Consider the following 23626-nt stretch of genomic DNA (forward strand, 5'->3'; position numbering starts at 1 on the left):
AGACCCAGCCGGGGCGTGCGTCAGGCGGACGGGGTGCGGTCCAGGTCCGGCTCCAGGTAGATGACCCGGGCGATCGGCACCGCCGCGCGGATGCGCTGCTCCGCCTCGTCGATGCCGCGCGCCACCTCGGCCGCGGTGTCGTCGTGCTCGACCGCGATCTTGGCGGCGACCAGCAGCTCTTCCGGCCCGAGGTGCAGCGTGCGCATGTGGATCACGCGGGTGACCTCGGGGGCGTTCTCCAGAGCCGACCTGATCTGCTGCTCGACGTCGGGCGACGCGCCCTCGCCCAGCAGCAGCGACTTCGTCTCGATGGCCAGGATGATGGCGATGATGCCGAGCAGCACACCGATCATCAGCGTGCCGACGGCGTCCCAGACGGGGTCGCCGGTGATGGCCGCCATCGAGACGCCGAACAGCGCGAAGATGAGGCCGAGCAGCGCACCGAGGTCCTCCAGCACGATGACCGGCAGCTCGGGCGACTTCGAGCGGCGGATGAACTCCACCCAGCCCTGGTTGCCGCGCACCAAGTTCGACTCCTTGATCGCGGTGCGGAAGGAGAAGCTCTCGGCGATGATCGCGAAGATCAGCACGCCGATGGCCCAGCTGAGGTTCCCCAGCGGCTCGTGCGAGCCCAGCTTGTGGATGCCCTCATAGATCGAGAAAGCCGAGCCGATCGTGAACAGCACCACCGCCACGACGAACGCGTAGAAATAGCGCTCACGGCCATAGCCGAACGGATGCTCCTTGGTCCGCTCCCGCTGGGCCCGCTTGCCACCGATCAGCAGCAGGGCCTGGTTGCCCGAGTCCGCGACCGAGTGGATGGACTCCGCCAGCATCGAGGACGAGCCGGTGAAAACAAAGGCCACGAACTTGGCCACGGCGATGGCCAGGTTCGCGGCCAGAGCCGCGACGATCGCTTTGGTACCGCCACTCGCGCTCACTGGGAATCTCCACTCATAGGTCGATCGATCAATCCCCGGATCTTATTGGGAAATTCTTGCCTTAAGTTCTGTGATCGCTGTCACTGGGGTCGGATCGATGCCATAACCGAGCGCCAGGTAGGTGCTGGCGAAGTCGCCGAGTGCGATGAGGGAGGCCAGCCGTTCGAGCGGATGAGCGCCCTCGGCCGTGAGTTCGGTGAGCGCGACGTCGCGGTCCCTGGCCATCCGCACCGACGCCTCGCGCCGCCGGGTGACCTGCGGGTGCTCGTCGGCGTCCCGCATCATCACCAGCCGCAGCGAGCGCCCGGCGTCGTCGGCGAAGATGTCGCGCTTGGCCAGCGGGCCGTCGAAGGCGACCACCTGGTTGTGGTTGGCCTCGGGCAGCTCGCCGAAGACCGCCGGATACTTGGCGTTCTCGTTGAGCTGACAGGCCATCCGGTACGCCGCGACCCCGCTCACCTGCGACGAACCCCAGATCATGGGCACGCTCTCGGCAAGTTCCATCGCCAGCTGCTTACCCGGGTTGATGAACGACTCACTGGAGGGACGGCAGCGGTGCGCGATGTCCTCCAGCGACTTCGCCACGCCCTCGATCAGCGCCTCGTCCGCGCGCACCAGCCCCAGCCCCGCCGCGGCCACGATCAGCGGTACGGCCAGCAGCCACACGTTGGCCCGAGGCTGCCCGGTCGCCGACACCGGCACGAAGATGCCGCCGGCCTGCCTGGCCACCGACTCCAGCGGCGAGTCGGGAGAGGCGACGGCCACGAGCGTGCAGCCGCGCCTGACCGCCTCGGTGGCGGCCGACAGCGTCTCCTCGGTGCCGCCGGAGGCCGACACCGCGAACACCAGGTCGGTCGCGCCCACCCAGCCGGGAAGCTGATAGGAGCGGACGGTCAGGATCGGCAGCGGCGCGCCCTGACCGGCGACGGCCGCCAGGATGTCGCCGACGATCGCCGAGCCGCCCATGCCCACGACCACGACGGCTCTCGGCCGGCCACGCAGCTCCGCGAGGCCGGCTTCGGCAGCGGCGCGCTGCCCCATCCGCACCTGCGCGGCGGAGGCGGCGACCGCCAGCAGCATGCCGCCGGGATCGTTGTCGGTAAGGAATCGCTGGTCATCGAGCCGGTCGGACTCCCAATTCACGGAGTCCTGGCCTCGTCGACCAGCAGGACGGGGATGTCGTCGCGCACGGGATAGACGCGACCGCATCCGGTGCAGGCCAGCTCGTCTGCCTCCGCCTCGGCACGCAGCGCGGACTTGCACGCCGGGCAGGCCAGGATCTCGAGCAGCCAGTCGTCGATCTTCACTTTCAACTCCTCACGACGGCGAGGACCTCGTCCCTGATCGCCGTCATCTTGCCTTCGTCGGCCGCTTCTGTGTTGAGCCTGAGCAGCGGCTCGGTGTTGGACGCACGCAGATTGAACCACCAGCCGGAGCCGCTCACGGTCAGCCCGTCGAGCTCGTCGAAGGAGCCCCGGCCGCCGAACGTCTCGCGGACCCTGGTCAGCGCGGCCGCCTGGTCGGCGACGGTGCTGTTGATCTCACCGGAGGCGTGGTAGCGCGAGTAGGCGGCCACGACCTCCGACAGCGGGCTCGCCTGCTCCCCGAGGGCGGCCAGCACGTGCATGGCGGCCAGCATCCCCGAGTCGGCGAACCAGAAGTCGCGGAAGTAGTAGTGGGCGGAGTGCTCCCCGCCGAAGACAGCGCCGGTGGCGGCCATCTCGGCCTTGATGAAGGAGTGGCCCACGCGGGTGCGTACCGGGACTCCGCCGTGCTCGCGGACGATCTCCGGCACGCCCTGCGAGGTGATCAGGTTGTGGATGATCTTGGCGCCCGGGTGCTTGGCCAGCTCGCGGGCGGCGACCAGCGCGGTGACCGCCGACGGCGAGACCGAGCGGCCCCGCTCGTCGATCACCCAGCAGCGGTCGGCGTCGCCGTCGAAGGCCAGGCCGAGGTCGGCGCCGGTCTCGATGACCGCGCGCTGCAGGTCGACCAGGTTCTCCGGCTCCAGCGGGTTGGCCTCGTGGTTGGGGAAGGTGCCGTCGAGCTCGAAGAAGAGCGGCGTCACCTCGATCGGCAGGCCGTCGAAGACCGCGGGCACCGTGTGGCCGCCCATCGCGTTGCCGGCGTCGACCACGACCCGCAGGGGCCGGATCGCGCTCAGGTCGACCAGTCCGCGCAGGTGCGCGGCGTAGCCCTGGAGCAGGTCCTTCTCGGTGACGGAGCCGCGGGTCGCGCCCGGCTCCAAGCCGGGGGCGAGCAGTTCGGAGGCGAGCAGTTCGGCGGCGCGGTCGCGCACGGCGGTGAGCCCGGTGTCGGCGCCGACCGGCACCGCGCCCGCGTGGCACATCTTCAGGCCGTTGTAGCGGGCCGGGTTGTGGCTGGCGGTGAACATCACGCCGGGCAGGTCGAGGCTGCCGCTGGCGTAGTAGAGCAGGTCGGTGGAGCCGAGCCCGGTGTCGATCACGTCGGCTCCGCGGCCGGTGGCCCCCCGGATGAAGGCTCCGGCCAGCGCGACTCCCGATGCGCGCATGTCCCGCGTCACGACCAGCGAGGTCGCGCCGGTCACGTCGACGAAGGCCGCCCCCACGGCTTCGGCGATCGGCTCGTCCAGCTCGTCAGGCACCACGCCGCGTACGTCGTAGGCCTTGAAGATCTTGGCGAGATCGCCCACTCCAGCTCCTAGGTCGTCGTTGAGACGAGCCTACCGGTCGCCGCGTTGCTGCTGGGCGGAGCGGAGCACGCGCAGGTGGCCCCTGCGGCCGACCTCGACTCCCTGGCCGACGGGTTCGGTGCCGGAGGGACTCGGCCTGGCCGCTTCCCTGACGGCGTTGGCGAGCGCTTCGAGATCGTCCGAGCTGGGTGAGGCGCCGTCCGTGGGCAGCCGCACCACCTCCCAGCCGCGGGGGGCGGTGAGCCGCTCGGCGTGCTCGGCGCACAGGTCATAGCAGTGCGGCTCGGCGTACGTCGCCAGAGGGCCGAGAACAGCGGTCGAGTCGGCGTATACGTACGTGAGCGTGAAGACGGCAGGCTGGCTGCAAGCGGTGCGGGAACAGCGGCGGACGGGGCTCACGGAGGGACCGTATCTGGTAAGAGTCCGAGGCGCCACTATCTGAGCGCTCTTAACGAGCGTGTCGCCACAATTCGGACACCTGTCGCAGGCTTTACACCCACCTGTACCAATGCTGCAGTACGGCGGCCGCTCCTCGTAAACTGTGGGGATGACTCCACGACGCCGTGACCGCCACGGTCGCGGCCTTCGAGGCCCGCTGGCTCCCTCCCACGTGCCCATCGCGAAGTCCAGGGGCGAGCGCTTCGACGACTTCGTCCTGGACGCGGTCGAGCGGCTCAAGCCGCGCTGGGGGGCGCAGCTGGCGGCGGTGGAGTTCGCGGTCGAGGAGGTGCCGCCGCTGAGCGAACTCGGCGACGGTCCCGGCCGCTCGGGCCCGATCCCGTTCGGCCGCGCCGAGCCGGCCCGCGGCGCCCAGCCCGCCTCCGTGGTGGTCTACCGCCGCCCGCTGGAGGCCCGCTCGCGTGACCGGGAGACGCTGGGCGCGCTGGTGCACGACACGGTGGTGGAGCAGGTGGCGTTCCTGCTGGGCCGCTCGCCCGACGAGGTCGATCCGGGCTTCGACACCCACGGCTGAGCTGACCACAAGGCGCTGACCACAAGGCGGTGACCACAAGGCGGTGACCACAATGGCGAGGGGCCACGCGGACGATGCCGCGTGACCCCTGAACCTGATATCCGCCTATACGGCCTGGCGCTTGATCCGCCGACGTTCCCGCTCGGACAACCCTCCCCAGATGCCGAACCGCTCGTCGTGTTCCAGCGCGTATTCCAGGCACTCGGCTCGGACCTCACACGTCCGGCAGACCTTTTTGGCCTCGCGTGTGGAGCCGCCCTTCTCCGGGAAGAACGCCTCCGGATCCGTCTGCGCACAAAGTGCGCGCTCCTGCCAGCCGAGTTCTTCCGCATCAAGCTGGTCCTGTGCGATGACCAGATCGGTCACTGCGCACCTCCCTGCCGCCCGCCCGCAATGGAGCCCCCCATGAACGCCTTCCTATTACCCACCCACTGGAAGGCGTAACAACATGGTTGTAATTACACGCGCGTGCCGTACGTGACGTCAAGCGGCATGCCGGTATCCGGGGAAAGACCAGATCTCGCCCCGGTGTGTTTGGCATGTGGTGTTCGCGCCCGGCGGTTTCCATGAACCATGGCCTTGACCTGGCGTGTTCCGCGCTCTCGGCGGTCGAAACCGTACCAGGGCGGGATTGACGCCCGCCCGTGGCCCACCTTCTCTCTAGCTCTGCTTTGTCAGTTCCTTACCTGCGAGGCTCGTTGGGGGTGTATATGGCGGTGGGGTCGATCGGGTCGTCCCCCTGCCTGGGCGGGTCGTTCAGCGCGTCGCCGCCGCGAAACATCGACTGGTCCAGCCGGACGGTCGACTCGGCCGGCGACTCGCCGCCGTTCCAGCCGGGCTGGTAGGCCTGCTGCGGCTGCTGAGGTGCCGGGGGCTGCTGCTGGGGGTGCCCGAACGGGTCGTCGTAGGGGCCCGCCTGTCCCGTGTAGTCCGGCACACGCAGGTCGGGTGCGGTGCCGGCGGTCGAGTGCTGATAGTGCTCGGCCTGCTGGTAGGCGTCGAGCAACTGCTGGGAGCGCGGGTCCACGGGCGGGTCCGGCTCCTGGTAGTGCTGCTGGGGCTGGGCGAACTCCTGGCCCGGCACGCCGGTGAACGGCTGGCCCTGCTGCTCGAACGCGGGCGGGCGCTCATAATACGGCGCGCCCGCCGGACCGTCCTGGGGCGGCGCGTACGGGTTGGGGGCCTCGGCCGCCGGAGCGTAGGGGGTGGGCTCCGGCGGGGCGAACGAGCTCGGGGTGGAGTAGGCGTCCTGGTTCTGCGGCGGGGCGTACGGGTTGGGGTCGGCGTACGCGCCGGACTGGGGCTGCTGGCGGTAGACGTCCGGCTGGCTGTCGGCCGGGACGTAGGGGGCCGGGGTGTAGCCGGAGTCGGGCATCGTCTCCGACGGGGTGTAGCCGCCCGAGGGGGGCACCGTGTCGGAGGGGGCGTAGCCACTGCTGGGGGGCGTGGTGTCGACCGTGTCGTAGCCGTTCTGGGCGGGGGGCTCCGGCGCGTAGACGTTGGGGGTGTCCTGCGACGAGTAGCCGGGCGTGTTGTACGCGCCGCTCTGGGCGGGCTGGGCGTACTCCTGGCTGTAGGGGTCCTGGCTGTAAGGCTGGGAGTCCTGGCTGTACTGCTGGGGCTCCGGGTTGTACTGCTGGGGCTCGGGGGCGGCTGGGAGCGCGGCTCTGGGCTGCGGCGCGGGCGGCTCGGGGGCGGCGGGCTGCTGGAAGTTCTGGTACGCGTCCTGCTCGGCCCCGAAACCCTGCTGGCCGAAGGGCTGACCCGGATCGGACTGGGCGAAGGGGGGCTGACCGGGCGGGGCGTAGGGCTGACCGGCGCCGGGCTGGGCGTAGCCGGGCTGCTGGCCGGGGTCGGCACCGGCGAAGCCCTGCTGGCCGCTATCGGGCTGGCCGAAGCCCTGCTGACCTGTGCCGGAGTGGGCGAAGCCCTGCTGACCGGCGCTGGGCTGACCTGTGCCGGGCTGGCCGAAGCCCTGCTGACCGGCGCTGGGCTGACCTGTGCCGGGCTGGGAGAAGCCGTGCTGACCCGTGCCGGGCTGGGCGTAGGCGGGCTGCTGGCCCGATGCGGGCTGCTGGCCGTAGGGCTGGCCCGGGGCGGGCTGGGCGAATGCCTGGCCGGAGGCGGGCTGCTGGGCGTACTCCGGCTGCTGGGCGTATTCGGGCTGCTGCGCGTATTCGGGCTGGCCGAATCCGGGCTGCGGAGTGAAGCCGGGCTGCTGGGCGAAGCTCTGCTGGCCGTACCCCTGAGGCTGGCCGAAGCCGGGCTGCGGCGAGAACGTCGTCACCGGACGGCGCGCGGGCAGGGCCTGCGGCATGAGGTAGAGGGCGGCCAGGACGGTCAGGGCGAGGGTGGGCAGGCCGGTGAGGAGGAGTTCGAGGATGGAGCGGAAGCCGTTGCCCGCGAAAAGGGCGACGAACAGCGCGAGGACCCCGAACAGCGCCATGGCCGACAGCGTGATCGCCGCGACCATCGTGACCGGCCCGGCGGACTTGGCCGGGGTGCCCAACTTCGTCAGTAGCAGCACCGCGCCGATCAGCAGCGCGATCGTGACCGGGCTGGTCAGGCTGGAGAAGTAGATGGCGCCGCGCTCGGTGAGGCCGATGCTCGATCCATAGGCGCCGTCTCCGCCGATCAGAAACCGGCCTACGGCCACCAGCGTGGACGTGACGCCGGCAGCCAGCATGATCCAGGCAGCCGGCTCTTTCAGCCGGGCGACGTCAAGTTTGCTCACAACTACCCCCATCGAGCCCTTTGGCCCGCAGTGAGTTTGCCACATGACCGACTTACGCGGCGGGGAACCCAGGAGGCTCATTCCTCACATGTCCCTCATTGCGAGGATTTTTCTGGCATGGGGAGGGGTAAGACTGACCTCTGGGACAGATGGAAGACTGGGCGACATGCACATCGTGTCCCTCGCCGGCGGCATCGGCGGCGCCCGCTTCCTGCGCGGTCTGCGCGCCACCGCCCCCGACGCCCAGATCACCGTCATCGGCAACACCGGCGACGACATCACCCTCTTCGGCCTGCGGGTCTGCCCCGACCTGGACACCGTGATGTACACGCTGGGCGGCGGCATCAACGAGGAGCAGGGCTGGGGCCGGGAGAAGGAGACGCACACGGTCAAGGAGGAGCTGGCCGCGTACGGCGTGGAGCCGCAGTGGTTCGGGCTCGGCGACCGTGACTTCGCCACCCACATCGTGCGCTCACAGATGATGGAGGCGGGCTACCCGCTCTCGCAGATCACCGAGGCGCTGTGCGCGCGCTGGCGGCCGGGCGTACGGCTGCTGCCCATGAGCGACGACCGCTGCGAGACCCACGTCGTCATCACCGACGAGCAGGGGCGGCGGGCGATCCACTTCCAGGAGTGGTGGGTCAGGCTGCGCGCCTCGATCCCGGCCGAGTCGATCGCGCTGATCGGCGCCGACACCGCGCGGCCCGCGCCCGGCGTCCTGGAGGCGATCGAGGAGGCCGACGTGGTGATCCTGCCGCCGTCGAACCCGGTCGTGAGCATCGGCACGATCCTCCAGGTGCCCGGCATCAGGGACGCGCTGCTGGCCAAGACCGTGGTGGGCGTCTCCCCGATCATCGGCGGCGCGCCCGTGCGCGGCATGGCCGACGCGTGCCTGACCGCGATCGGGGTGGAGACCAGCGCCCAGGCGGTGCTGGAGCTCTACGGCGCGGACCTGGTCGACGGCTGGCTGGTCGCGCCGGAGGACGACGGGGTGGCCGTGGACGGCATCCGGGTGCAGGCCCGACCGCTGATCATGCACGACGCCGACGCCGCGGCCGACATCGCCCGCGCCGCCCTCGACCTGGCCCTGGACCTCAACCGATGACCACCCCCGAAACCCCGGCCCCCCAACCAGCACACCCGGAAGGGGCCGCCCCGGAATGGGTTTCCCCAGAGGGGACCATCCCCGAAGGAGCTGCCACAGGAGAGGCCGTCCCAGGACCACCTGGAGAGGCCGTCCCAGGAAGGGTTTCCCCGGAAGGGGTTTCCCTGGAGGGGGTTTCCCTAGAAGGGGTTTCCCTGGAGGGGGGTGTTCCCGGGGAGGTTCGGGTGGTGCCGGTTCTGGGGTTGCCCGATGTGCGCCCCGGCGACGACCTGGCCGCGTTGCTCAAGGGGGCGGATCTGCGGCCCGGCGACATCGTGGTCATCACCTCGAAGATCGTCAGCAAGGCCGAGAACCGTCTCCGGGACGCCCCCGACCGCACCGCCGCCATCGAGGAGGAGACCGAGCGCGTCGTGGCCAGGCGCGGTGACATGGTCATCGCCCAGACCCGCCACGGCTTCGTCATGGCCGCAGCGGGCGTCGACAACTCCAACGTCGCCCCCGGCACGGTCCTGCTCCTGCCGGAGGACAGCGACGCCTCCGCCCGGCGCATCCGCGCCGGCCTTCCCCGGGGCGTGGGCGTGATCATCTCCGACACGTTCGGCCGCCCGTGGCGCAACGGCCTCACCGACGTGGCCATCGGCGCCGCCGGCGTGCTCCCCCTTGAGGACTTCCGCGGCGGCGAGGACTCCTACGGCAACCCCCTGAACGCCACCGTCACCGCCCTGGCCGACGAGATCGCCGCGGCGGCCGAGCTGGTCAAGGGCAAGCTGGCGGGCGTCCCGGTCGCGGTGGTGCGCGGCCTGGCGCACCTGTTGACCCGGGAGGACGGTCCCGGCGTGCGCCCGCTGATCCGCCCCGCCGACGAGGACCTCTTCCGCTACGGCTCCCGCGACGTCGTCCCCGCCCGCCGCACCATCCGCGACTTCACCGACGACCCGGTCGATCCGTGGCTGGTACGGCAGGCCGTCGAGGCCGCCTTCACCGCCCCGGGCGCCGGGCACACCCGGTTCGCCCTGGTGGAGTCGCCGGCCGTACGGGAGAAGCTGGTGAAGGCCCCGTACCTGGTCGTGGCCTGTGTGACGGAGCCGGGCGAGCAGGCGGCGGCCAGGGCCGGCGCGGCCGTGCAGAGCTTGCTGATCCAGCTCGCGATGGAGGGCCTCGGCTCGGCGTGGCTGCCGCCGGGCGGCGGGGAGGAGATCCTGGATCTTCCCGAGGGCTGGCGGCCGATCGCTCTGGTGGCGGTGGGGCATCCCGCCGAGACCCCCGCGGACCGGGAGCCCCAAGATTTTGCGGCCCGCATCGTGCTGCGCTGATCTGACTCTTCCCAGCACTTAGGGGTAAAGCAGGCATTTACCCTTAGGAAACTTTCCTTTATGTTCGGGGTATCCCCCCATGTAGAGGAGCATTTTTATGAGAAGGGTGCTCACGTTAGCCAGCGCGATGCTCGTGGCGATATCCGCCACGATCTTCGTCGCTTCCCCCGCGCTCGCCCACGGCTACGTCAACTCACCCCCGAGCAGGCAGTACAACTGCAAGCTCGGCAAGGTGCAGAACTGCGGACCCATCGTCTGGGAGCCGCAGAGCGTCGAAGGCGCCAAGGGCCAGCGCAACTGCCACGCGGGCGACTCACGCTGGGCTCCGCTCAGCGATGAGAGCAAGCCGTGGCCGGTGACGAACGTCGGCTCGTCCACCAGCTTCAGCTGGACGTTCACCGCCCGCCACGCGACGCTGTCGTACGAGTACTACATCGGCGGCACCCGCGTCGGCTACGTCGCAGGAAACGGGCAGCAACCGGGAGCCACGGTCACGCACAACGTGAACCTGTCCGGCTTCAGCGGCCGCCAGAAGGTCCTCGCCATCTGGAACATCGCCGACACCGCCATGGCGTTCTACGCCTGCGTCGACGTCAACATCGGCGGCGGCCCCGGCCAGCCCACCCCCACTCCCACACCGACCCCCACGCCCACCCCCACCACTCCGACACCGACTCCCACCGCCACCAACCCCGGTGGCACCTGGGCGGCAGGCACCGCCTACGCACCGGGCAACACCGTCACCTACGCCGGACAGTCCTACCGTTGCCTCCAGTCGCACACCGCGATAGCGGGATGGGAACCACCCAATGTCCCGGCTCTTTGGCAGCGGATCTGAATCCATGCAGCAGCAAGTTCGTGACGCGGGTGTGTCACTGTTCCGCATCGTGGTCGGGCTGCTGTTCGCCTGTCACGGTGCCGCCAAGCTCTTCGGCGTGCTCGGCGGACCTCGTGGCGGCACTCCACCGGCCTTCTTAGAATGGCCGTCCTGGTGGGCCGCGGTGATCGAACTCGTCACAGGTGGCCTCGTCCTGCTGGGACTGGCCACCCGGGCGGCGGCGTTCCTCGCCGCGGGTGAGATGGCTTACGCCTATTTCACCGTCCACCAGCCCAAGGGGCTGTTTCCCCTCATCAACGGCGGTGAGCTCGCCGCCCTCTTCTGCTGGTCGTTCCTGATCCTCGTTCTCATCGGGAGCGGCCCGTGGTCGCTGGACACGGTGGTGGCACACCTCCGCCGCCGCATGAAAGTTCCCCAAGGCCCCTAGCGGTCTTTGTGGACGGGCACCCGCTCCGTGCGGCGGGTGGCGGGTGCCCGCGGCCCCCCTCAGGTGGTCTTGCACGTGGGGTGGCACAGGCGGCGCGCCAGCGCGGCCAGGAACACCTCGATGATCTCCCCCGGCTCCTGCGCGACGTGCAGCGAGCCGTTGGTGGCGGTGGTGATCTCCGACAGACCGGCGCGGTCGACGCCTGAACCGAAGGCGATGATGACGATCTGCACGGGCTTGTCGGGGTCCCACTCCTCGCGCAGCCGGTCGAGCAGCTGACGGCGGGTCAGGCCCTTGCCGTCGTCCCGGCCCGAGGTGATGACGAGGAGCGTGTTGTTCATCTCCTCGCGGAACTCGCCGCCGACCTCGCGAAAGCCGCTCAGGATCGCGTCGTGCAGCGAGCTGTCCAGGTCGGGGTGGACGGTGATGGCCGAGGTCAGCTCGTCGAGGCGGCCACGCCGTACGACCTGGCCGGACTCCGGCTCGTTGATCGGTCCGAGCCCCACCCGCTCGCGATATCCCTTGGTACGGCCCAGCGTGTCCGCGAACTCCCACATCCCCATGTGCGTCGAGTCGGGGAAGAGCTGCAGCCCGATCTTCGCCGCGGCCAGCGCGGTGCCGAGCCGGTCGGTCATGTGCTTGGAGGTGTCGGCCAGCACCAGGATGTTGGTCGCCGGCGCCAGCCTGCTCCAGGCCTGCAGCGCCGCGTCGATCTCCGTCGGCGAGATGGACGGCCGGGTGCGCGGCGTCTCCACGGGGATCTGCGGTCCCGGCGAGATAGGCCCGAGCGTGCCGTCACCGGAGCGGAACCCGGCCCGGCGCACGAGGTCCTGCGCCTCGTCGCCGCGCAGCCAGTCGGCGAAGACCGTGGAGGCCTCGGCCACCTCGGGGTCGGTGGCGGTGACGACGTAGGGGTAGTCGAGGCTGATGGTGCCCTCGCGCGGATGTAAGGCGACCACCGGGTCGGCGGAGGGCCGCCGGTTGTGCTCGTACACCGACTGCTCGGGGACGATCACCACGGGCCGCTGCCAGAACGCCCGGTCGTCCACGGCCGCGAGCATCGAGCGGTAGTCGGGGGCCGAGCCGGCCTGCGCCCAGCGCACGAACGCGGTCAGCGCCCGGTCGGCCGAGGCGCCGGTGCCGACGACGTCCCTGGCCGCGGCGACGGTGGCGATGCCCGCTCCGGCCAGCGAGGGGTCGGGCACGCGTACCACGTCGGGCTCGTTCTCGTTGGGGCGCAGCCGCCCGCGTACGGTCGAGGGGAAGACCATGCGCCAGTTCATCTCGGTCCTGCCCACCGCGAAGCGTTCGGCCAGCGACTGGCGGGTGGCGAAGACCAGCGGCGAGGTCGCCACCGTGCTCTGCCCGGCCGGCAGCGCACTGGCGCCCTGCTTGCGGGCCAGCCGGATCCAGGCGGAGGAGTCGGCGATCCAGCCGTCGGGCCGCTGGCGCAGCACGCCCGCGCGGTCGCCGATCAGCGTGCGCAGGACGGTCGCGGGCGGCTGCTCGGTCACCTGGACGAGCACGCAGCGCCCGCCCGTGGCCGTCTTCGTCTCGTTGAAGCGCTCGGCCGCCAGCATCGCCACAGGCGCCACGTCCACCGCCGCCGCCACACTGACCAGAACAGGCTCTCGTGTCGAGCACAGGGGGCCGCCACCGCCGAAGACGACCACGAAACCGGCGACCAGAACCGCCACGGCCGCCAGCCCCGCCAGCACGCCCCGGCCGAGCGCCTGCCTCCGCCGCTGCTCAGGCGCCGGAGCGGCGCGGTGTCGAGCCAACCGCACGGTGCTACCTCTCCATTCGGGAGTGACGATTCTCCCAGCGCCGCCCGGGGGCGGCGCAAGGTCAGGTAGAACTTGTTATAACTAAACGATCCTGAGGACGCTACGGCAGACGCCGTCGCTCTTGGCCGAAGCGGCCAGCCTTTCCGCGTCCGGCCGGCCGTACTCGGTGGTGCGCTGGTGGAAGGGACGGCCGGTCGGCGCGACCATCTCGCCGATCTCCGTGATCGTCTTGTAGGAGCCGTTCTCGGAACCGGCCATGCGGCTGATCGTCTCCTCCATCAGCGTGCCGCCCAGGTCGTTGACGCCGCCCTGGAGCACCTGCCGGCACAGGTCGTCCTGGAGCTTCACCCACGAGCACTGGATGTTCTTGATCGAGCCGTGCAGGAGGATCCTGGCCAGCGCGTGCACGGCCCGGTTCTCCTGCGCGGTCGGGCCGGGCCGGGCGATGCCGGCCAGGTAGATCGGGGCGCTGTGGTGCACGAACGGCAGCAGCACGAACTCCGAGAAGCCGCCGGTCTCCTGCTGCAGGCTCCTGATCAGCTTGATGTGCTTGACCCAGTGCAGGTGGTTGTCGACGTGGCCGTACATCATCGTGGAGGTCGTCGGCAGGCCGACCTTGTGCGCGGTGGTGATCACCTCGACCCACTCCCTGGTCGGCAGCTTGCCCTTGGTCAGGACCCAGCGCACGTCGTCGTCCAGGATCTCCGCCGCGGTGCCGGGCAGCGAGTCGACCCCGGCCTCCTTCGCCGCGTGCAGCCAGTCCTCGATCGACAGGTTGGTACGGCTGGCCCCGTTGACCACCTCCATCGGTGAGAACGCGTGCACGTGCATGTCCGGAGTACGCGCCTTGACCGCCTTGGCGATGTCGAAGTAGGCGGTGCCCGGCAGGTCGGGGTGAATGCCGCCCTGCATGCAGACCTCGGTCGCGCCCGCCTGCCACGCCTCGGCGGCCCGGTCGGCGACCTGGTCGAGGCTGAGCGTGTAGGCGTCGGCGTCGGTACGCCGCTGCGCGAAGGCGCAGAAACGGCAGCCGGTGTAGCAGACGTTGGTGAAGTTGATGTTCCGGTTGACGACGAAGGTCACGTCGTCGCCCGCGGCCTCACGGCGCAGGTCGTCGGCGATGCGGGCCAGTTCGTCGAGGGCCTCGCCGTCGGCGCCGAGCAGCGCCACCGCCTCGGCGTCGCTCAGGCCCGCCGGGTCGGAGGCGGCGCGGCGCAGCGCCTGGCTCAGGTCGCCCAGGATCGCCGCGGGCGCCGCGGCGGGCAGCCGCTCGCGCAGCGCGTCCCAGTCGCCGTAGACGTGGTCGAAGTCGTCGCGGCGGTCGTTGGTGCGGCCCTCGGTGTCCACGGCGGTGTGCAGGTCCACCCGGCCCGAGGCGGAGAAGCCGCCGTCCGGCTCCTGCCAGGGGATGCCCGTCAGCACCGCGTCCTCCCTGGCCAGGCCGGTCTCCGGGTCGGCCAGCGCCCTGATGTGCGCCATCACGCGGGGATCGGTCCAGGGCTCGCCGGCCAGCACGTACTCCGGGTAGAGGGTCAGGCGCTCGCGCATGCCGTACCCGGTGGCCTCGGTGCGGGCGGCCAGGTCGTCGATCTGCGGCCACGGCTGCTCGGGGCTGACGTGGTCGGGGGTGAGCGGCGAGACGCCGCCCCAGTCGTCGATGCCCGCCCTGACCATCAGCTCGAACTCGCCGCCGATGAGGTTCGGCGGCGCCTGGATGCGCATCCTCGGGCCCAGCACCAGCCGCGCGACCGCGATGGTGGCGGCCAGTTCGCGCAGGTCGGCGTCGGGCATGCCGCGCATCGCCGTGTCCGGCTTGGCGCGGAAGTTCTGGACGATGACCTCCTGGATGCCGCCGTACTCGCGGGCGACCTTCCTGATCGCGAAGATCGACTCGGCCCGGTCCTGGACGGTCTCGCCGATGCCGATCAGCACGCCGGTCGTGAACGGCACGTTCGTGCGGCCGGCGTCCTCCAGGACCCGCAGCCGCACCGCGGGGTCCTTGTCCGGCGAGCCGTAATGGGCCTCACCCTTCTCGGTGAACAACCGCGTGGAGGTGGTCTCCAGCATCATCCCCATCGACCCGGCGACCGGCTTCAGCCGCTGGAAGTCGCGCCAGGTGAGCGCGCCCGGGTTCAGATGCGGCAGCAGGCCGGTCTCTTCCAGCACCCGGATCGCCATCGCGCGGACGTAGGAGATCGTGTCGTCGTAGCCGTGCGCGTCCAGCCACTCGCGCGCCTGGTGCCAGCGGTCCTCCGGCCGGTCGCCGAGCGTGAACAACGCCTCCTTGCACCCCAGCGCGGCGCCCTGCCGGGCGATCTCCAGCACCTCGTCGGGGCTGAGGAACGGCGCGGGCAGCTTGTGCGGGGCCGTCGCGAACGTGCAATAGCCGCAGCGGTCGCGGCACAACCGGGTCAGCGGGATGAACACGTTCTTGCTGTACGTGATCACCCCGTCCCGCCCGGCGTTGCGCAGCCCGGCGTCACGCACACGTCCGGCGTGTTCGAGCAAAGTGTCGAGGTGCCCGTCTCGGGCGTGCAGCAGAACGGTCGCCTCGGTGACGTCGAGCGCCTTGCCATCGCGGGCGCGGGCGAGCGCCCTGCGCAGAGCGGAATCACTGACCACAGTCATAGCGGCACGATACGACCCTCTGAGTCTCTGTAGCGCACCCAGCCCTCGGTATGACGCCCACTCCTCCCTACGACCTACTCCTCCAACCCTCCTCAAGTCCCTTTCCCTGACCGGGTTCCGCAACTGATGATCAAGTCATGCGAAGATTCGCCGCCCTGTTAACAGGGCTGTTGGTTCCCCTGTCCCTGCTGGCGCCCACGGCCTCGGCCGCGACGCCCGCCAAGCCGTCCGTCGCGTGGGCTCCGTGTCCCGAGGATCCGGCCGTCGAGTGCGGCACGCTGGCCGTACCCGTGGATTGGAACAACCCAGCGAGCGGCACCTTCAACGTCGGCGTGGCGCGGCGCAAGGCCACCGACCCGTCCGCCAGGATCGGCGCGTTCGTGCTGGGCGCGGGTGGGCCCGGCGGGTCCGGGGTGGAAGAGGTGCTCTTCGCCCCGCAGTACCTCAGCCCCGAGCTCCTGCGCCGCTTCGACGTCGTCGGGCTCGACCCGCGCGGCACCAACCGCAGCAACCCGGTGCTCTGCTCCACCGCGGTGCTGGCCGAGTCGCCCCACCCGCTGATGCGGAACCAGGCCGACTTCGACGAGCGGCTGGCCTACAACGAGCGGCTGCGCGCCGACTGCCGGGCCCGCACCGGCCCGGTCTTCGACCACGTCGACTCGCTCAGCACCGCCAAGGACCTCGACGCCTTCCGCGCCGCGCTCGGCGAGCGTCAGATCACCTACTGGGGCGGTTCCTACGGCACCCTGCTCGGCCAGCTCTACGCCGAGAACTTCCCCCAGCGTGTACGCGCGCTGACGCTCGACAGCACCATGGACCACAGCCTCGGCACCCGCGGCTTCATGGACACCGAGACGTGGGGGGCGCAGGACGCGTTCAACGAGTTCGCCGCCTGGTGCAAGCGTGAGACCTCCTGCCTGCAGCACGGCAAGGACCTGCGGGCGATCTGGAAGGACCTCCTGGCCCGCGCCGACCGCGGCGAGATTCACGCCCCCGGACAGCCCGGCGTGAAGCTCACCGCCTTCGACATCATCGGCTTCGCGGTCGGCAACTTCTACGACCCGCGCGGCTGGCCGCAGCTCTCCCAGGGCATCGACGAGCTGCTCAGCACCGGAACGCTGAGCACGGGCACCCTGACCCCGGCCCTCGACCGTGCACAGGAGGTCCAGCCGAACCCGTTCCAGATCTTCTGCCAGGACTTCCGCCTGCCCGTGCGCGACTTCCGCGAGTGGAACTCACACGTCCGCCGCCAGAGCAAGATCGCGCCCGACATGCGCTACAGCAGCCTGGCGATCTTCCCGGTCGTCTCCTGCCTCGGCCAGCCCGCCCCGATCCCCAACCCGCAGCACGAGCTGAAGGTCCGCACCAAGACCCCGCTGCTGGTGGCCAACTCGCTGCACGACCCGGCCACGGTCTACCCGTGGGCGCTCGGCACCGCGCGGCAGCTCGGCCGCTCGGGCCGGCTGCTCACCTACGAAGGCTGGGGCCACATCGTCTACGGCCGCGGCGCCTGCGCGACCGGGACGATCGACGCGTACCTGCTCACCCAGCGCCTGCCCGCGCCCGGCGCCCGCTGCCCCGCGGTCCCGCCGTCCGAGGTCAGGTCTCTGCGGCAGTTCACGCCGCCGAAGCCCGGCACCCCAGGATGGGGCTTCCCCTCCTGATCCGGTACGGCTGACGCCGTCCCCTGGCCCGCGCGGTCGTCCAGGCCGCGCGGGTACGGGCACACTGGAGGCGTGAAAGAGCGAGCGTGGACGCCCGACGAGCCCGTTGACGTGGGCCTCGTCGTGGGCCCGCACCGGCACGGCGGCGGCGACCCCACCTGGCGGCAGGGGCGCGACGGCGCGATCTGGCGCACGTCCCGCACGCCCGCCGGCCCCGGCACCCTGCGCGTCTCCCTCAAGTCCTCGACCGTGTACGGCCACGCGTGGGGCCCCGGTGCGGACTGGCTCCTGGAGACGTTGCCCGGGTTGATGGGGGGCGACGACGACATTTCCGGATTTACCGTGAAACATGCGGTTTTGGAGGACGTTTTCCGGAAGCATCGGGGCCTGCGGATCGGGCGTACCGGCCGCGTCATGGAAGCCCTCGTGCCCGCCGTCCTGGAGCAGAAGGTCGTCGGCCGCGAGGCGTGGCGGGCCTGGCGCTGGCTGCTCAACCGCTACGGCGAACCCGCCCCCGGCCCTGCTCCCGAAGGCATGCGCGTAGTGCCGGAACCCGGAGTCTGGCGCGAAATCCCCATCTGGGCCTGGCACCGGTCGGGTGCGGAAGCCGTACGAGCCAAGACCATCGCCACAGCGGCCTGGCACGTGGAAAAACTAGAGTCCGCATCGACCAGCGCGGAAGCCGACCGCCTCCTGCGCGCTCTCCCCGGCATAGGCGTGTGGACCTCCGCCGAGGTCCGCCAACGCGCCTTCGGCGACCCGGACGCCGTCAGCGTCGGCGACTACCACCTGGCCAAAATCGTCGGCTACGCCCTGACCGGCGAAAAGGCGGACGACCCCGGCATGATGCGCCTCCTGGAGCCCTACACCGGCCACCGCCACCGCGCCACCGTCCTGATCGGCCTCACCGGCCTCCGCCCCCCGCCCCGCGGTCCCCGCATGCCCATCCGCGACTACCGCACCTTCTAACCCCACCCACGCCAAGACCCCCGGCACCGGCCCTCCGGGCTCCCTTCCCGGCGAGCCCTCTGCCACGAAACCGCCGGCGTGACCCTCTGGTTCCCGGTCCACCGCTTCCCGGCGGGGCGCTCCGCCGGGTGTCCAGGCGCCTGTGTCCGGGCGCCGGGTGTCCGGGCGCCGGGTGTCCGGGCGCCGCGTGTCCGTCCCATCGGAGGGACCCTGCGCACGCGACAACCCACGCCCCCGGTGTTCAGGGAGCGCGGGTCTGGGGTGGGTGGGTTAGACGTCGCTGGAGTAGCGGACCGCGCAGTCCGGGAGGTGGACGTCGGGCCATACCCGGATGCCGGCCTGCAGTTCGTTGCCCGCTCCCACCACGGCCCGGTCGCCGATCAGCGCGTCACATACCACCGCACCAGCGGCGATCCGCGCCCCAGCGCCCACCACCGAGTCGGTCACCGTGGCACCGGCGCCCACCACACAGCCGTCCAGCAGGATGCTGCCCGTCACCGTGGCCCCCGCCTCGACCTGGGCACCGGCGCCCACGACGGTGCCGCCCACCACCTTGGCCTCCGGAGACAGAAGGGCGCCGGGCAACGCCAGGTGCTCGCCGGTCGGGCCGGGTAGCGCGGGCGAGGCCAGCTTGCCGAGGACGAGGTCGCGGGAGCCCTGGACGAGCGCCGCCGGTGTGCCGACGTCCAGCCAGTACGTGCGGTCGGCGTAACCGAGCACGAGTTCGCCGGACTCGATGAGCCCGGGGAAGGTCTGCCGTTCGACGGACACGACCTCTCCGGCCGGGATGGAGTCGATCACCGACCGGGTGAAGACGTAGCAGCCCGCGTTGATGCGGTTGGTGACGGGGTTGGGGGTCTTCTCCAGGAACGCGGTGACCCGGCCCGTGGAGTCGGTGGGCACGCAGCCGAACCGGGTGGGGTCGTCGACCTCGGTGAGATGGAGGGTGACGGCGGCCTGCCGGTCGACGTGGTCGCGGATCTGGTCGCCGATGTCGTGGCCGGACAGGATGTCGCCGTTGAGCACGAGCACGGGCGCGTCGGAGGAGACGGTCAGGGCCTGCGCGGCGTTGCGGATGGCGCCGCCGGTGCCGAGGGGCGTCTCCTCGGTCATGTACTCCAGCGTGAGCCCGAAGTCGGCGCCGTCGCCGAAGACCGGCTCGAACATCGACGCCTTGTAGGAGGTGGCGAACACGATGCGGCGTACCCCGAACGAGCGGGCGCGCGCGAGCTGGTGCGCCAGGAACGGCACACCGGCGGTTGGCAGCAGCGGTTTGGGCGTGCCCAGTGTCAGCGGGCGCAGGCGTGTGCCCTGGCCACCGACCAGGAGGATCGCCTCGAGGTCTGGCAAAGAGCTCTCCATCACTCCGCGAGGTTATCCAACTATTCGACCGCCCGTTGATAGGAGCTGAGATGTGCCTCGGCCGAGGCGTCCCAGGTGAACTCCCGGGCCCGCGCCAGTCCGGCCCGGTGGAGCTGCGCCCTTCGTTCGGAGGAGGCGAGGAGCTGGCCGAGCGCCGTGGCGATGCTGTCGGCGTCCGGCTCGCTGTACGCCACCGCGTCCCCGCCCACTTCGGGCAGCGAGGTGCGGTGGGTGGTGAGCACGGGAGTGCCGCAGGCCATGGCTTCCAGCACCGGGAGCCCGAACCCCTCGCCCTTCGACGGGAAGGCCACGACCAGCGCGCCGCCGAGGAACCCGCGCAGGTCGGGGCTGCGCAGATAGCCGGGGCGGATGACCCTGACCGTGGCCTCGACCTCCCGGCAGGCGGCGTCGACGTCGTCCTCGTGCACGCCGCCGCCGATCACCAGCGCGGGCGGGTCGGGCAGGCTCTTGACCGCCATGGCGAAGCCGCGGATGAGGTTGGGAACGTTCTTACGTGGTTCCAGCGCGCCGAGGAAGGCGACGTAGCGCTGGTCGTGCAGTCCGCACCGCTCGGCCGCGCGCCGGGTCTCCTCCTCGGTCGGCGGGTGGAACATCTCCTGGTCGACGCCGTGGTAGGCGACGTCGATGCGGGTGGGGTCGGCGGCCAGGACGCGGACGAGTTCGTCGCGGGTGGCCTTTGACGGCACGATGACCCGCCGGGCGTGTCGCACCGCGGTGCGGGTGGCCGAGCGGAAGAAGGATGCCTTGACCGTGTCGTGCTGGTCGGGCTCGGTGAACCAGGTGACGTCGTGGACGGTCACCACGGTCGGCAGGCCGGAGCGCAGCGGGATGGAGTAATAGGGCGCGTGGATCACGTCGGCGCCGGTCTGCCGGGCGAGCAGTGGTACCCCGGTCTGCTCCCAGGCGAGCCTGGTGGCCCGGTTGGTGATGGCGACGGGTCCTGGCAGGATCCGCGCGGATGGCGCCAGCCTGCCGTAACGCTCCGCGTCGGAGCGCTGGCAGACCACCACCAGGTCGGCCCCGGCCCGGTGAAGGGCGCCGATGAGGCCGTCTACATATCGGATCAACGCACCGCGGTCAGCGGGGACCGCGGCGGCGTCGACAAGTACACGAGGCATACGAAGATCTTCTCCCCTCAAGATCAACGTGGGACCGGTTGTCCCCCTCTCTTGTTCAGCCTAAGACCAGCGTCCCCAAAAGCGTGGTCCAAATCACACACGGTCGCGACGCGCAACGAATCCGGCGATACCCGCGCAGATCAGATCGCCGACGATGATGACAATCCTTGACACAAGGGCCACGGCGATCGCCGAGCCTCTGTCCATGACCGGTGACAGCACCGCCACCATGGCCACCTCGCGCACCCCCGCCCCCGCGGGCACGACGAACGTCAGGATGCCCAGGCACCACGACAGCGCGAACGCGCCGATCGCGAAGAGCAGCCCGGTCTGCGGCGCGACGAAGTAGAGGTGCACGCCGTAGGCGGTCCACCCGGCCAGCGCCCAGCCGAGCGCGGTCAGCATGCCGCGCCGGGTGAGCGGGCGTTCGAGCGGCTCGCGCTTGAGCTTGCGCAGCCCGAAGCCGATCACCGCGTTGATGACCTTGGGCTCCAGCAGCACGAGGATCACCGGCAGGGCCAGCAGCAGCCAGCCGTAGCGGTCCCAGCCGAGGGTGCCGAGCGTGACGAGCAGGCCGGTGGCCAGCTGGATCGGCATCATCAGGAAGAACGCGGCGGCGCTGCGCGCGCGGGGGACGCCGAGGTCGCGGCCCATCTCCATCTGCGCGATCACCGGCCAGACGGCGCCGGGGATGTATTTGCCGAGCTGGCCCACGAAGAAGACCTTGGCCGCCGGCCTGAACGGCAGCGGCGAGCCCAGGTCGGCGAGGAGCGTGCGCCACGTGAGCATCGCGCCCAGCAGCGCCGCGACGACCGCGACCAGCGAGGCGGCCACCATGGGCCACGACAGCTTCGCGAACCCGGCGGCCACGGCGTCCCACTGCGAGGCGACCGCCCAGGTGCCGAAGCCCAGGGCGATGGCCAGGAAGCCGAACCTGACGACCCTCTTCACCACGGAGCGGCGGGCCGTGCGCGGCTCCGCCGTACTCAAAGCACTCTTTCCGGCGGCTGCGGGAGTGCGGCGCCGCGCGGACGGCGCGGCGTCTTGGTGGCCACCCACAGGTAGGTCGGCACGACCGGAAGGAGCAGCTTGAGCACCTCACGGGGTGTTTTCGCCAGTACGGCCCGCACCACCTTGCCCAGCACGCCGGGGAACAGCTCGCCACCGGCGAAGCGGGTCGGCGTGGCCAGCACGGGGAAGGTGTAGTCCCAGACGTGGAAGGCGCGCAGCATGCGCTTGAGCCCGCGCCGGGTGCGGAAGCGCTCGTAGTAGTGGTCGGCGCGGCCGAAGGCGCGCACATACCGGTCGGCCAGCGACGGCGGCAGGTAGGACAGGAACGGCAGCTTGTAGTGCGGTTCCATGATGCCGAGCCGGTTGCCGAGGCCGAGGTAGAGGACACCGTCGTCGGCCAGGACCCGGTGCATCTCGGCGACGACCGCGTCGGGGTCGACCACGTGCTCGTAGATGTGGTTGAAGACCAGCACGTCCACCGAGCGGTCGGGGAACGGCAGCGCCGTGCCGTCACCGCAGACGAACGCCACCCGCTCGCCGAAGCGGTCGGCGGCCTTGCGCAGGCCGGGCACGTCGATGTCGATGCCCAGCGTGTGCTTGGCGCCCGCGTCGGCCAGCTCGTCGGCGATGAAACCGGCGGAACAGCCCACGTCGCCCACGGTCAGCCCCGCGAGTGGCCCGTGGAAGTGCTCCAGCACCGCGATGATCTTCGCGGCCTTGCGGCGGCGCTTGCCCTCGTCGAGCATCGCCGCCTGGAACTCGGAGTATTCGAGCTGCTGTTGCCTGCTCATGGGTCGCTCGCCGCTCCTCCTTCTCCGCGGGCGCTCGTTCCTCGCGACCACTCCGCTCGGTGCGCCGGGTTGGCCCCGGCCACGCTGCCCAAGGGTACCGGGCTCGCGCGTTAACCAGTTGTCAAACGCCCTTTGGTAGCGTGCCCGCCAGATATTTCCGACCATGGGGGGAAATGTGGGCGTGTTCGACAAGATCCGGGGAGAGTTCGTCGACATCGTCGAATGGCTCGACGACAGCCGCGACACCATCGTCTGGCGTTTCCCCCGCTACGAGAACGAGATCAAGATGGGCGCGCGCCTGGTCGTGCGCGAGTCGCAGGTCGCCGTCTTCGTCAACGAGGGCCAGATCGCCGACATCTTCCCGCCCGGCACGTACACGCTGGAAACCCAGAACCTGCCGATCCTGTCCACGCTCAAGGGCTGGAAGCACGGCTTCCACTCCCCTTTCAAGGCCGAGGTGTACTTCGTCGGCACCCGCCAGTTCAGCGACTTCAAGTGGGGCACCCAGAACCCCGTCATGATCAGGGACGCCGAGTTCGGCCCGATCCGGCTGCGCGCCTTCGGCGCCTACTCCGCCCGGGTCATCGACGCCAGAAAGCTGCTGACCGAGCTGGCCGGGACCGACCAGCAGTTCAGGACCGAGGAGGTCGAGGGCTACCTCCGCCAGATGATCGTCAGCCGGCTCGCGCCCGCGCTGGCCACGGCCGGGGTGCCCGTGCTCGACCTGGCCGCCAACCAGCACGAGATGGGCCGCCGCCTGGCCGAGGTGCTCAGCGCCGACCTGGCCGAGGTGGGCATCTCGATCCCGAACTTCAGCATCGAGAACATCTCGCTGCCGCCCGAGGTCGAGCAGGCGCTGGACAAGCGCACCCAGATGGGCATCGTCGGCGACCTGGGACGTTACGCCCAGTTCCAGGCGGCCAACGCGGTGGAGGCCGCCGCCGAGAACCCCAACGGGGCCATGGGACTCGGCGTCGGCATGGTCGCCGGCCAGCAGGTCGCCGCCTCGGCCTTCACCCCGCCACCCGCCGCGCCCCCGCCCGCCGCACCGCCGCCTCTGCCTTCCGCGCAGTGGTACGTGGGCGTCGGCGGCGAGCGCAAGGGCCCCTATGACCAGGAAGCGCTCTCCGGCCTCACCCCCGAGACGCTGGTGTGGAAGGCCGGGATGGCGCAGTGGGCCCCCGCCCGGGACGTCCCCGAGCTGGCCGGGCTGCTCGCCCACACGCCCCCGCCGCTGCCGCCCGCCTGAAGACCGCAGAAAGGCTCCGGA

Annotated in this window: 21 protein-coding genes; 8 read left to right on the plus strand and 13 right to left on the minus strand. The window is 70.8% G+C overall.

The genetic code is table 11. The features are described 5' to 3' along the window. Positions 1-20: 20 nt before the first annotated feature. Genes HNR40_RS01000 through HNR40_RS01020 form a run of 5 tightly spaced genes read right to left on the minus strand, consistent with a single transcriptional unit; the run spans position 21 to position 4014 of the window. The gene (locus HNR40_RS01000; RefSeq protein ID WP_184957748.1) at positions 21-941 is read right to left on the minus strand and encodes a cation diffusion facilitator family transporter; all 921 of its coding nucleotides are present in this window, start codon (positions 939-941) and stop codon (positions 21-23) included. 42 nt (positions 942-983) lie between these two features. Next, positions 984-2084 (minus strand): bifunctional phosphoglucose/phosphomannose isomerase, encoded by a 1101-nt coding sequence (locus HNR40_RS01005; protein WP_312896137.1) that lies wholly within the window; start codon positions 2082-2084, stop codon positions 984-986. Further along, the gene (locus HNR40_RS01010; RefSeq protein WP_221339873.1) at positions 2081-2254 is read right to left on the minus strand and encodes a Trm112 family protein; all 174 of its coding nucleotides are present in this window, start codon (positions 2252-2254) and stop codon (positions 2081-2083) included. The genes HNR40_RS01005 and HNR40_RS01010 overlap by 4 nt, the downstream gene beginning before the upstream one ends. Next, positions 2251-3615 (minus strand): phosphomannomutase/phosphoglucomutase, encoded by a 1365-nt coding sequence (locus HNR40_RS01015; protein WP_184957751.1) that lies wholly within the window; start codon positions 3613-3615, stop codon positions 2251-2253. Before HNR40_RS01015 ends, HNR40_RS01010 begins: the two co-directional genes overlap by 4 nt. A 30-nt stretch (positions 3616-3645) precedes the next feature. Next, positions 3646-4014: a DUF3499 domain-containing protein gene (locus HNR40_RS01020; protein WP_184957752.1), complete on the minus strand. Its 369-nt coding sequence runs from the start codon at positions 4012-4014 to the stop codon at positions 3646-3648. A gap of 148 nt (positions 4015-4162) precedes the next feature. Here HNR40_RS01020 and HNR40_RS01025 point away from each other — a divergent pair, with 148 nt between their 5' ends. Next, the gene (locus tag HNR40_RS01025; RefSeq protein WP_184957753.1) at positions 4163-4588 is read left to right on the plus strand and encodes a metallopeptidase family protein; all 426 of its coding nucleotides are present in this window, start codon (positions 4163-4165) and stop codon (positions 4586-4588) included. 105 nt (positions 4589-4693) lie between these two features. Here the strand turns inward: HNR40_RS01025 and HNR40_RS01030 are convergent, their stop codons facing one another. Further along, complete coding sequence (locus HNR40_RS01030) at positions 4694-4954, minus strand: WhiB family transcriptional regulator (protein ID WP_184957754.1); 261 nt, start codon at positions 4952-4954, stop codon at positions 4694-4696. Positions 4955-5270: 316 nt separating this feature from the next. Further along, a complete protein-coding gene (locus HNR40_RS01035) occupies positions 5271-7322 on the minus strand; it encodes a hypothetical protein (protein ID WP_184957755.1) in 2052 nt (683 codons plus the stop codon). 166 nt (positions 7323-7488) lie between these two features. Between HNR40_RS01035 and cofD the strand changes: the two genes are divergently transcribed. From cofD to HNR40_RS01055, 4 genes are all read left to right on the plus strand, one after another. After that, a complete protein-coding gene (cofD, locus tag HNR40_RS01040) occupies positions 7489-8427 on the plus strand; it encodes a 2-phospho-L-lactate transferase (RefSeq protein WP_184957756.1) in 939 nt (312 codons plus the stop codon). Between the two features lie 224 nt (positions 8428-8651). Continuing rightward, positions 8652-9740 (plus strand): coenzyme F420-0:L-glutamate ligase, encoded by a 1089-nt coding sequence (locus HNR40_RS01045; protein ID WP_312896138.1) that lies wholly within the window; start codon positions 8652-8654, stop codon positions 9738-9740. A 97-nt stretch (positions 9741-9837) separates the two neighbouring features. Further along, on the plus strand, positions 9838-10578 hold the full coding sequence (locus HNR40_RS01050) for a lytic polysaccharide monooxygenase (protein WP_184957757.1): 741 nt from the start codon (positions 9838-9840) through the stop codon (positions 10576-10578). Beyond that, positions 10550-11005, plus strand: a complete 456-nt coding sequence (locus tag HNR40_RS01055; RefSeq protein WP_246508277.1) for a DoxX family protein — start codon at positions 10550-10552, stop codon at positions 11003-11005. The genes HNR40_RS01050 and HNR40_RS01055 overlap by 29 nt, the downstream gene beginning before the upstream one ends. Positions 11006-11064: 59 nt before the next feature. Here HNR40_RS01055 and HNR40_RS01060 read toward each other — a convergent pair whose 3' ends face one another. Together HNR40_RS01060 and HNR40_RS01065 are read right to left on the minus strand one after the other, a co-directional pair. Then, entirely contained in the window at positions 11065-12792 is a 1728-nt protein-coding gene (locus HNR40_RS01060) for a substrate-binding and VWA domain-containing protein (RefSeq protein WP_312896139.1), read from the minus strand. A gap of 81 nt (positions 12793-12873) precedes the next feature. Beyond that, the gene (locus tag HNR40_RS01065) at positions 12874-15420 is read right to left on the minus strand and encodes a bifunctional FO biosynthesis protein CofGH (RefSeq protein WP_184957758.1); all 2547 of its coding nucleotides are present in this window, start codon (positions 15418-15420) and stop codon (positions 12874-12876) included. A 137-nt stretch (positions 15421-15557) separates the two neighbouring features. On the opposite strand from HNR40_RS01065, the gene HNR40_RS01070 reads away from it, so the two are divergent. Further along, entirely contained in the window at positions 15558-17084 is a 1527-nt protein-coding gene (locus tag HNR40_RS01070) for an alpha/beta hydrolase (RefSeq protein ID WP_184957759.1), read from the plus strand. A 72-nt stretch (positions 17085-17156) separates the two neighbouring features. After that, a complete protein-coding gene (locus HNR40_RS01075; protein WP_184957760.1) occupies positions 17157-18053 on the plus strand; it encodes a DNA-3-methyladenine glycosylase family protein in 897 nt (298 codons plus the stop codon). Positions 18054-18323: 270 nt separating this feature from the next. On the opposite strand, the gene manB is transcribed toward HNR40_RS01075, so the two are convergent. The 4 genes from manB to HNR40_RS01095 all read right to left on the minus strand — a co-directional run bounded on the left by manB (position 18324) and on the right by HNR40_RS01095 (position 22356). Beyond that, a complete protein-coding gene (gene manB, locus HNR40_RS01080; RefSeq protein WP_246508278.1) occupies positions 18324-19403 on the minus strand; it encodes a mannose-1-phosphate guanylyltransferase in 1080 nt (359 codons plus the stop codon). A 32-nt stretch (positions 19404-19435) separates the two neighbouring features. Next, on the minus strand, positions 19436-20554 hold the full coding sequence (locus tag HNR40_RS01085) for a glycosyltransferase family 4 protein (protein ID WP_184957761.1): 1119 nt from the start codon (positions 20552-20554) through the stop codon (positions 19436-19438). A 93-nt stretch (positions 20555-20647) separates the two neighbouring features. Next, positions 20648-21544, minus strand: a complete 897-nt coding sequence (locus HNR40_RS01090) for a lysylphosphatidylglycerol synthase domain-containing protein (RefSeq protein WP_221339875.1) — start codon at positions 21542-21544, stop codon at positions 20648-20650. After that, the gene (locus HNR40_RS01095; RefSeq protein WP_184957762.1) at positions 21541-22356 is read right to left on the minus strand and encodes a class I SAM-dependent methyltransferase; all 816 of its coding nucleotides are present in this window, start codon (positions 22354-22356) and stop codon (positions 21541-21543) included. Before HNR40_RS01095 ends, HNR40_RS01090 begins: the two co-directional genes overlap by 4 nt. Before the next feature lie 163 nt (positions 22357-22519). Between HNR40_RS01095 and HNR40_RS01100 the strand changes: the two genes are divergently transcribed. After that, on the plus strand, positions 22520-23605 hold the full coding sequence (locus tag HNR40_RS01100; protein ID WP_221339876.1) for an SPFH domain-containing protein: 1086 nt from the start codon (positions 22520-22522) through the stop codon (positions 23603-23605). Positions 23606-23626: the final 21 nt, after the last annotated feature.

This window comes from Nonomuraea endophytica (assembly GCF_014203235.1).
GTDB lineage: Bacteria > Actinomycetota > Actinomycetes > Streptosporangiales > Streptosporangiaceae > Nonomuraea > Nonomuraea endophytica.

What these genes read in the sequence shown, in the direction of transcription:
- HNR40_RS01025 (WP_184957753.1), top strand. Translation starts at nt 4,163, where the DNA reads ATGACTCCACGACGCCGTGACCGCCACGGTCGCGGCCTTCGAGGCCCG.
- cofD (WP_184957756.1), top strand. Translation starts at nt 7,489, where the DNA reads ATGCACATCGTGTCCCTCGCCGGCGGCATCGGCGGCGCCCGCTTCCTG.
- HNR40_RS01050 (WP_184957757.1), top strand. Translation starts at nt 9,838, where the DNA reads ATGAGAAGGGTGCTCACGTTAGCCAGCGCGATGCTCGTGGCGATATCC.
- HNR40_RS01055 (WP_246508277.1), top strand. Translation starts at nt 10,550, where the DNA reads ATGTCCCGGCTCTTTGGCAGCGGATCTGAATCCATGCAGCAGCAAGTT.
- HNR40_RS01065 (WP_184957758.1), bottom strand. Translation starts at nt 15,420, where the DNA reads ATGACTGTGGTCAGTGATTCCGCTCTGCGCAGGGCGCTCGCCCGCGCC.
- HNR40_RS01070 (WP_184957759.1), top strand. Translation starts at nt 15,558, where the DNA reads ATGCGAAGATTCGCCGCCCTGTTAACAGGGCTGTTGGTTCCCCTGTCC.
- HNR40_RS01085 (WP_184957761.1), bottom strand. Translation starts at nt 20,554, where the DNA reads ATGCCTCGTGTACTTGTCGACGCCGCCGCGGTCCCCGCTGACCGCGGT.
- HNR40_RS01095 (WP_184957762.1), bottom strand. Translation starts at nt 22,356, where the DNA reads ATGAGCAGGCAACAGCAGCTCGAATACTCCGAGTTCCAGGCGGCGATG.
- HNR40_RS01100 (WP_221339876.1), top strand. Translation starts at nt 22,520, where the DNA reads ATGGGGGGAAATGTGGGCGTGTTCGACAAGATCCGGGGAGAGTTCGTC.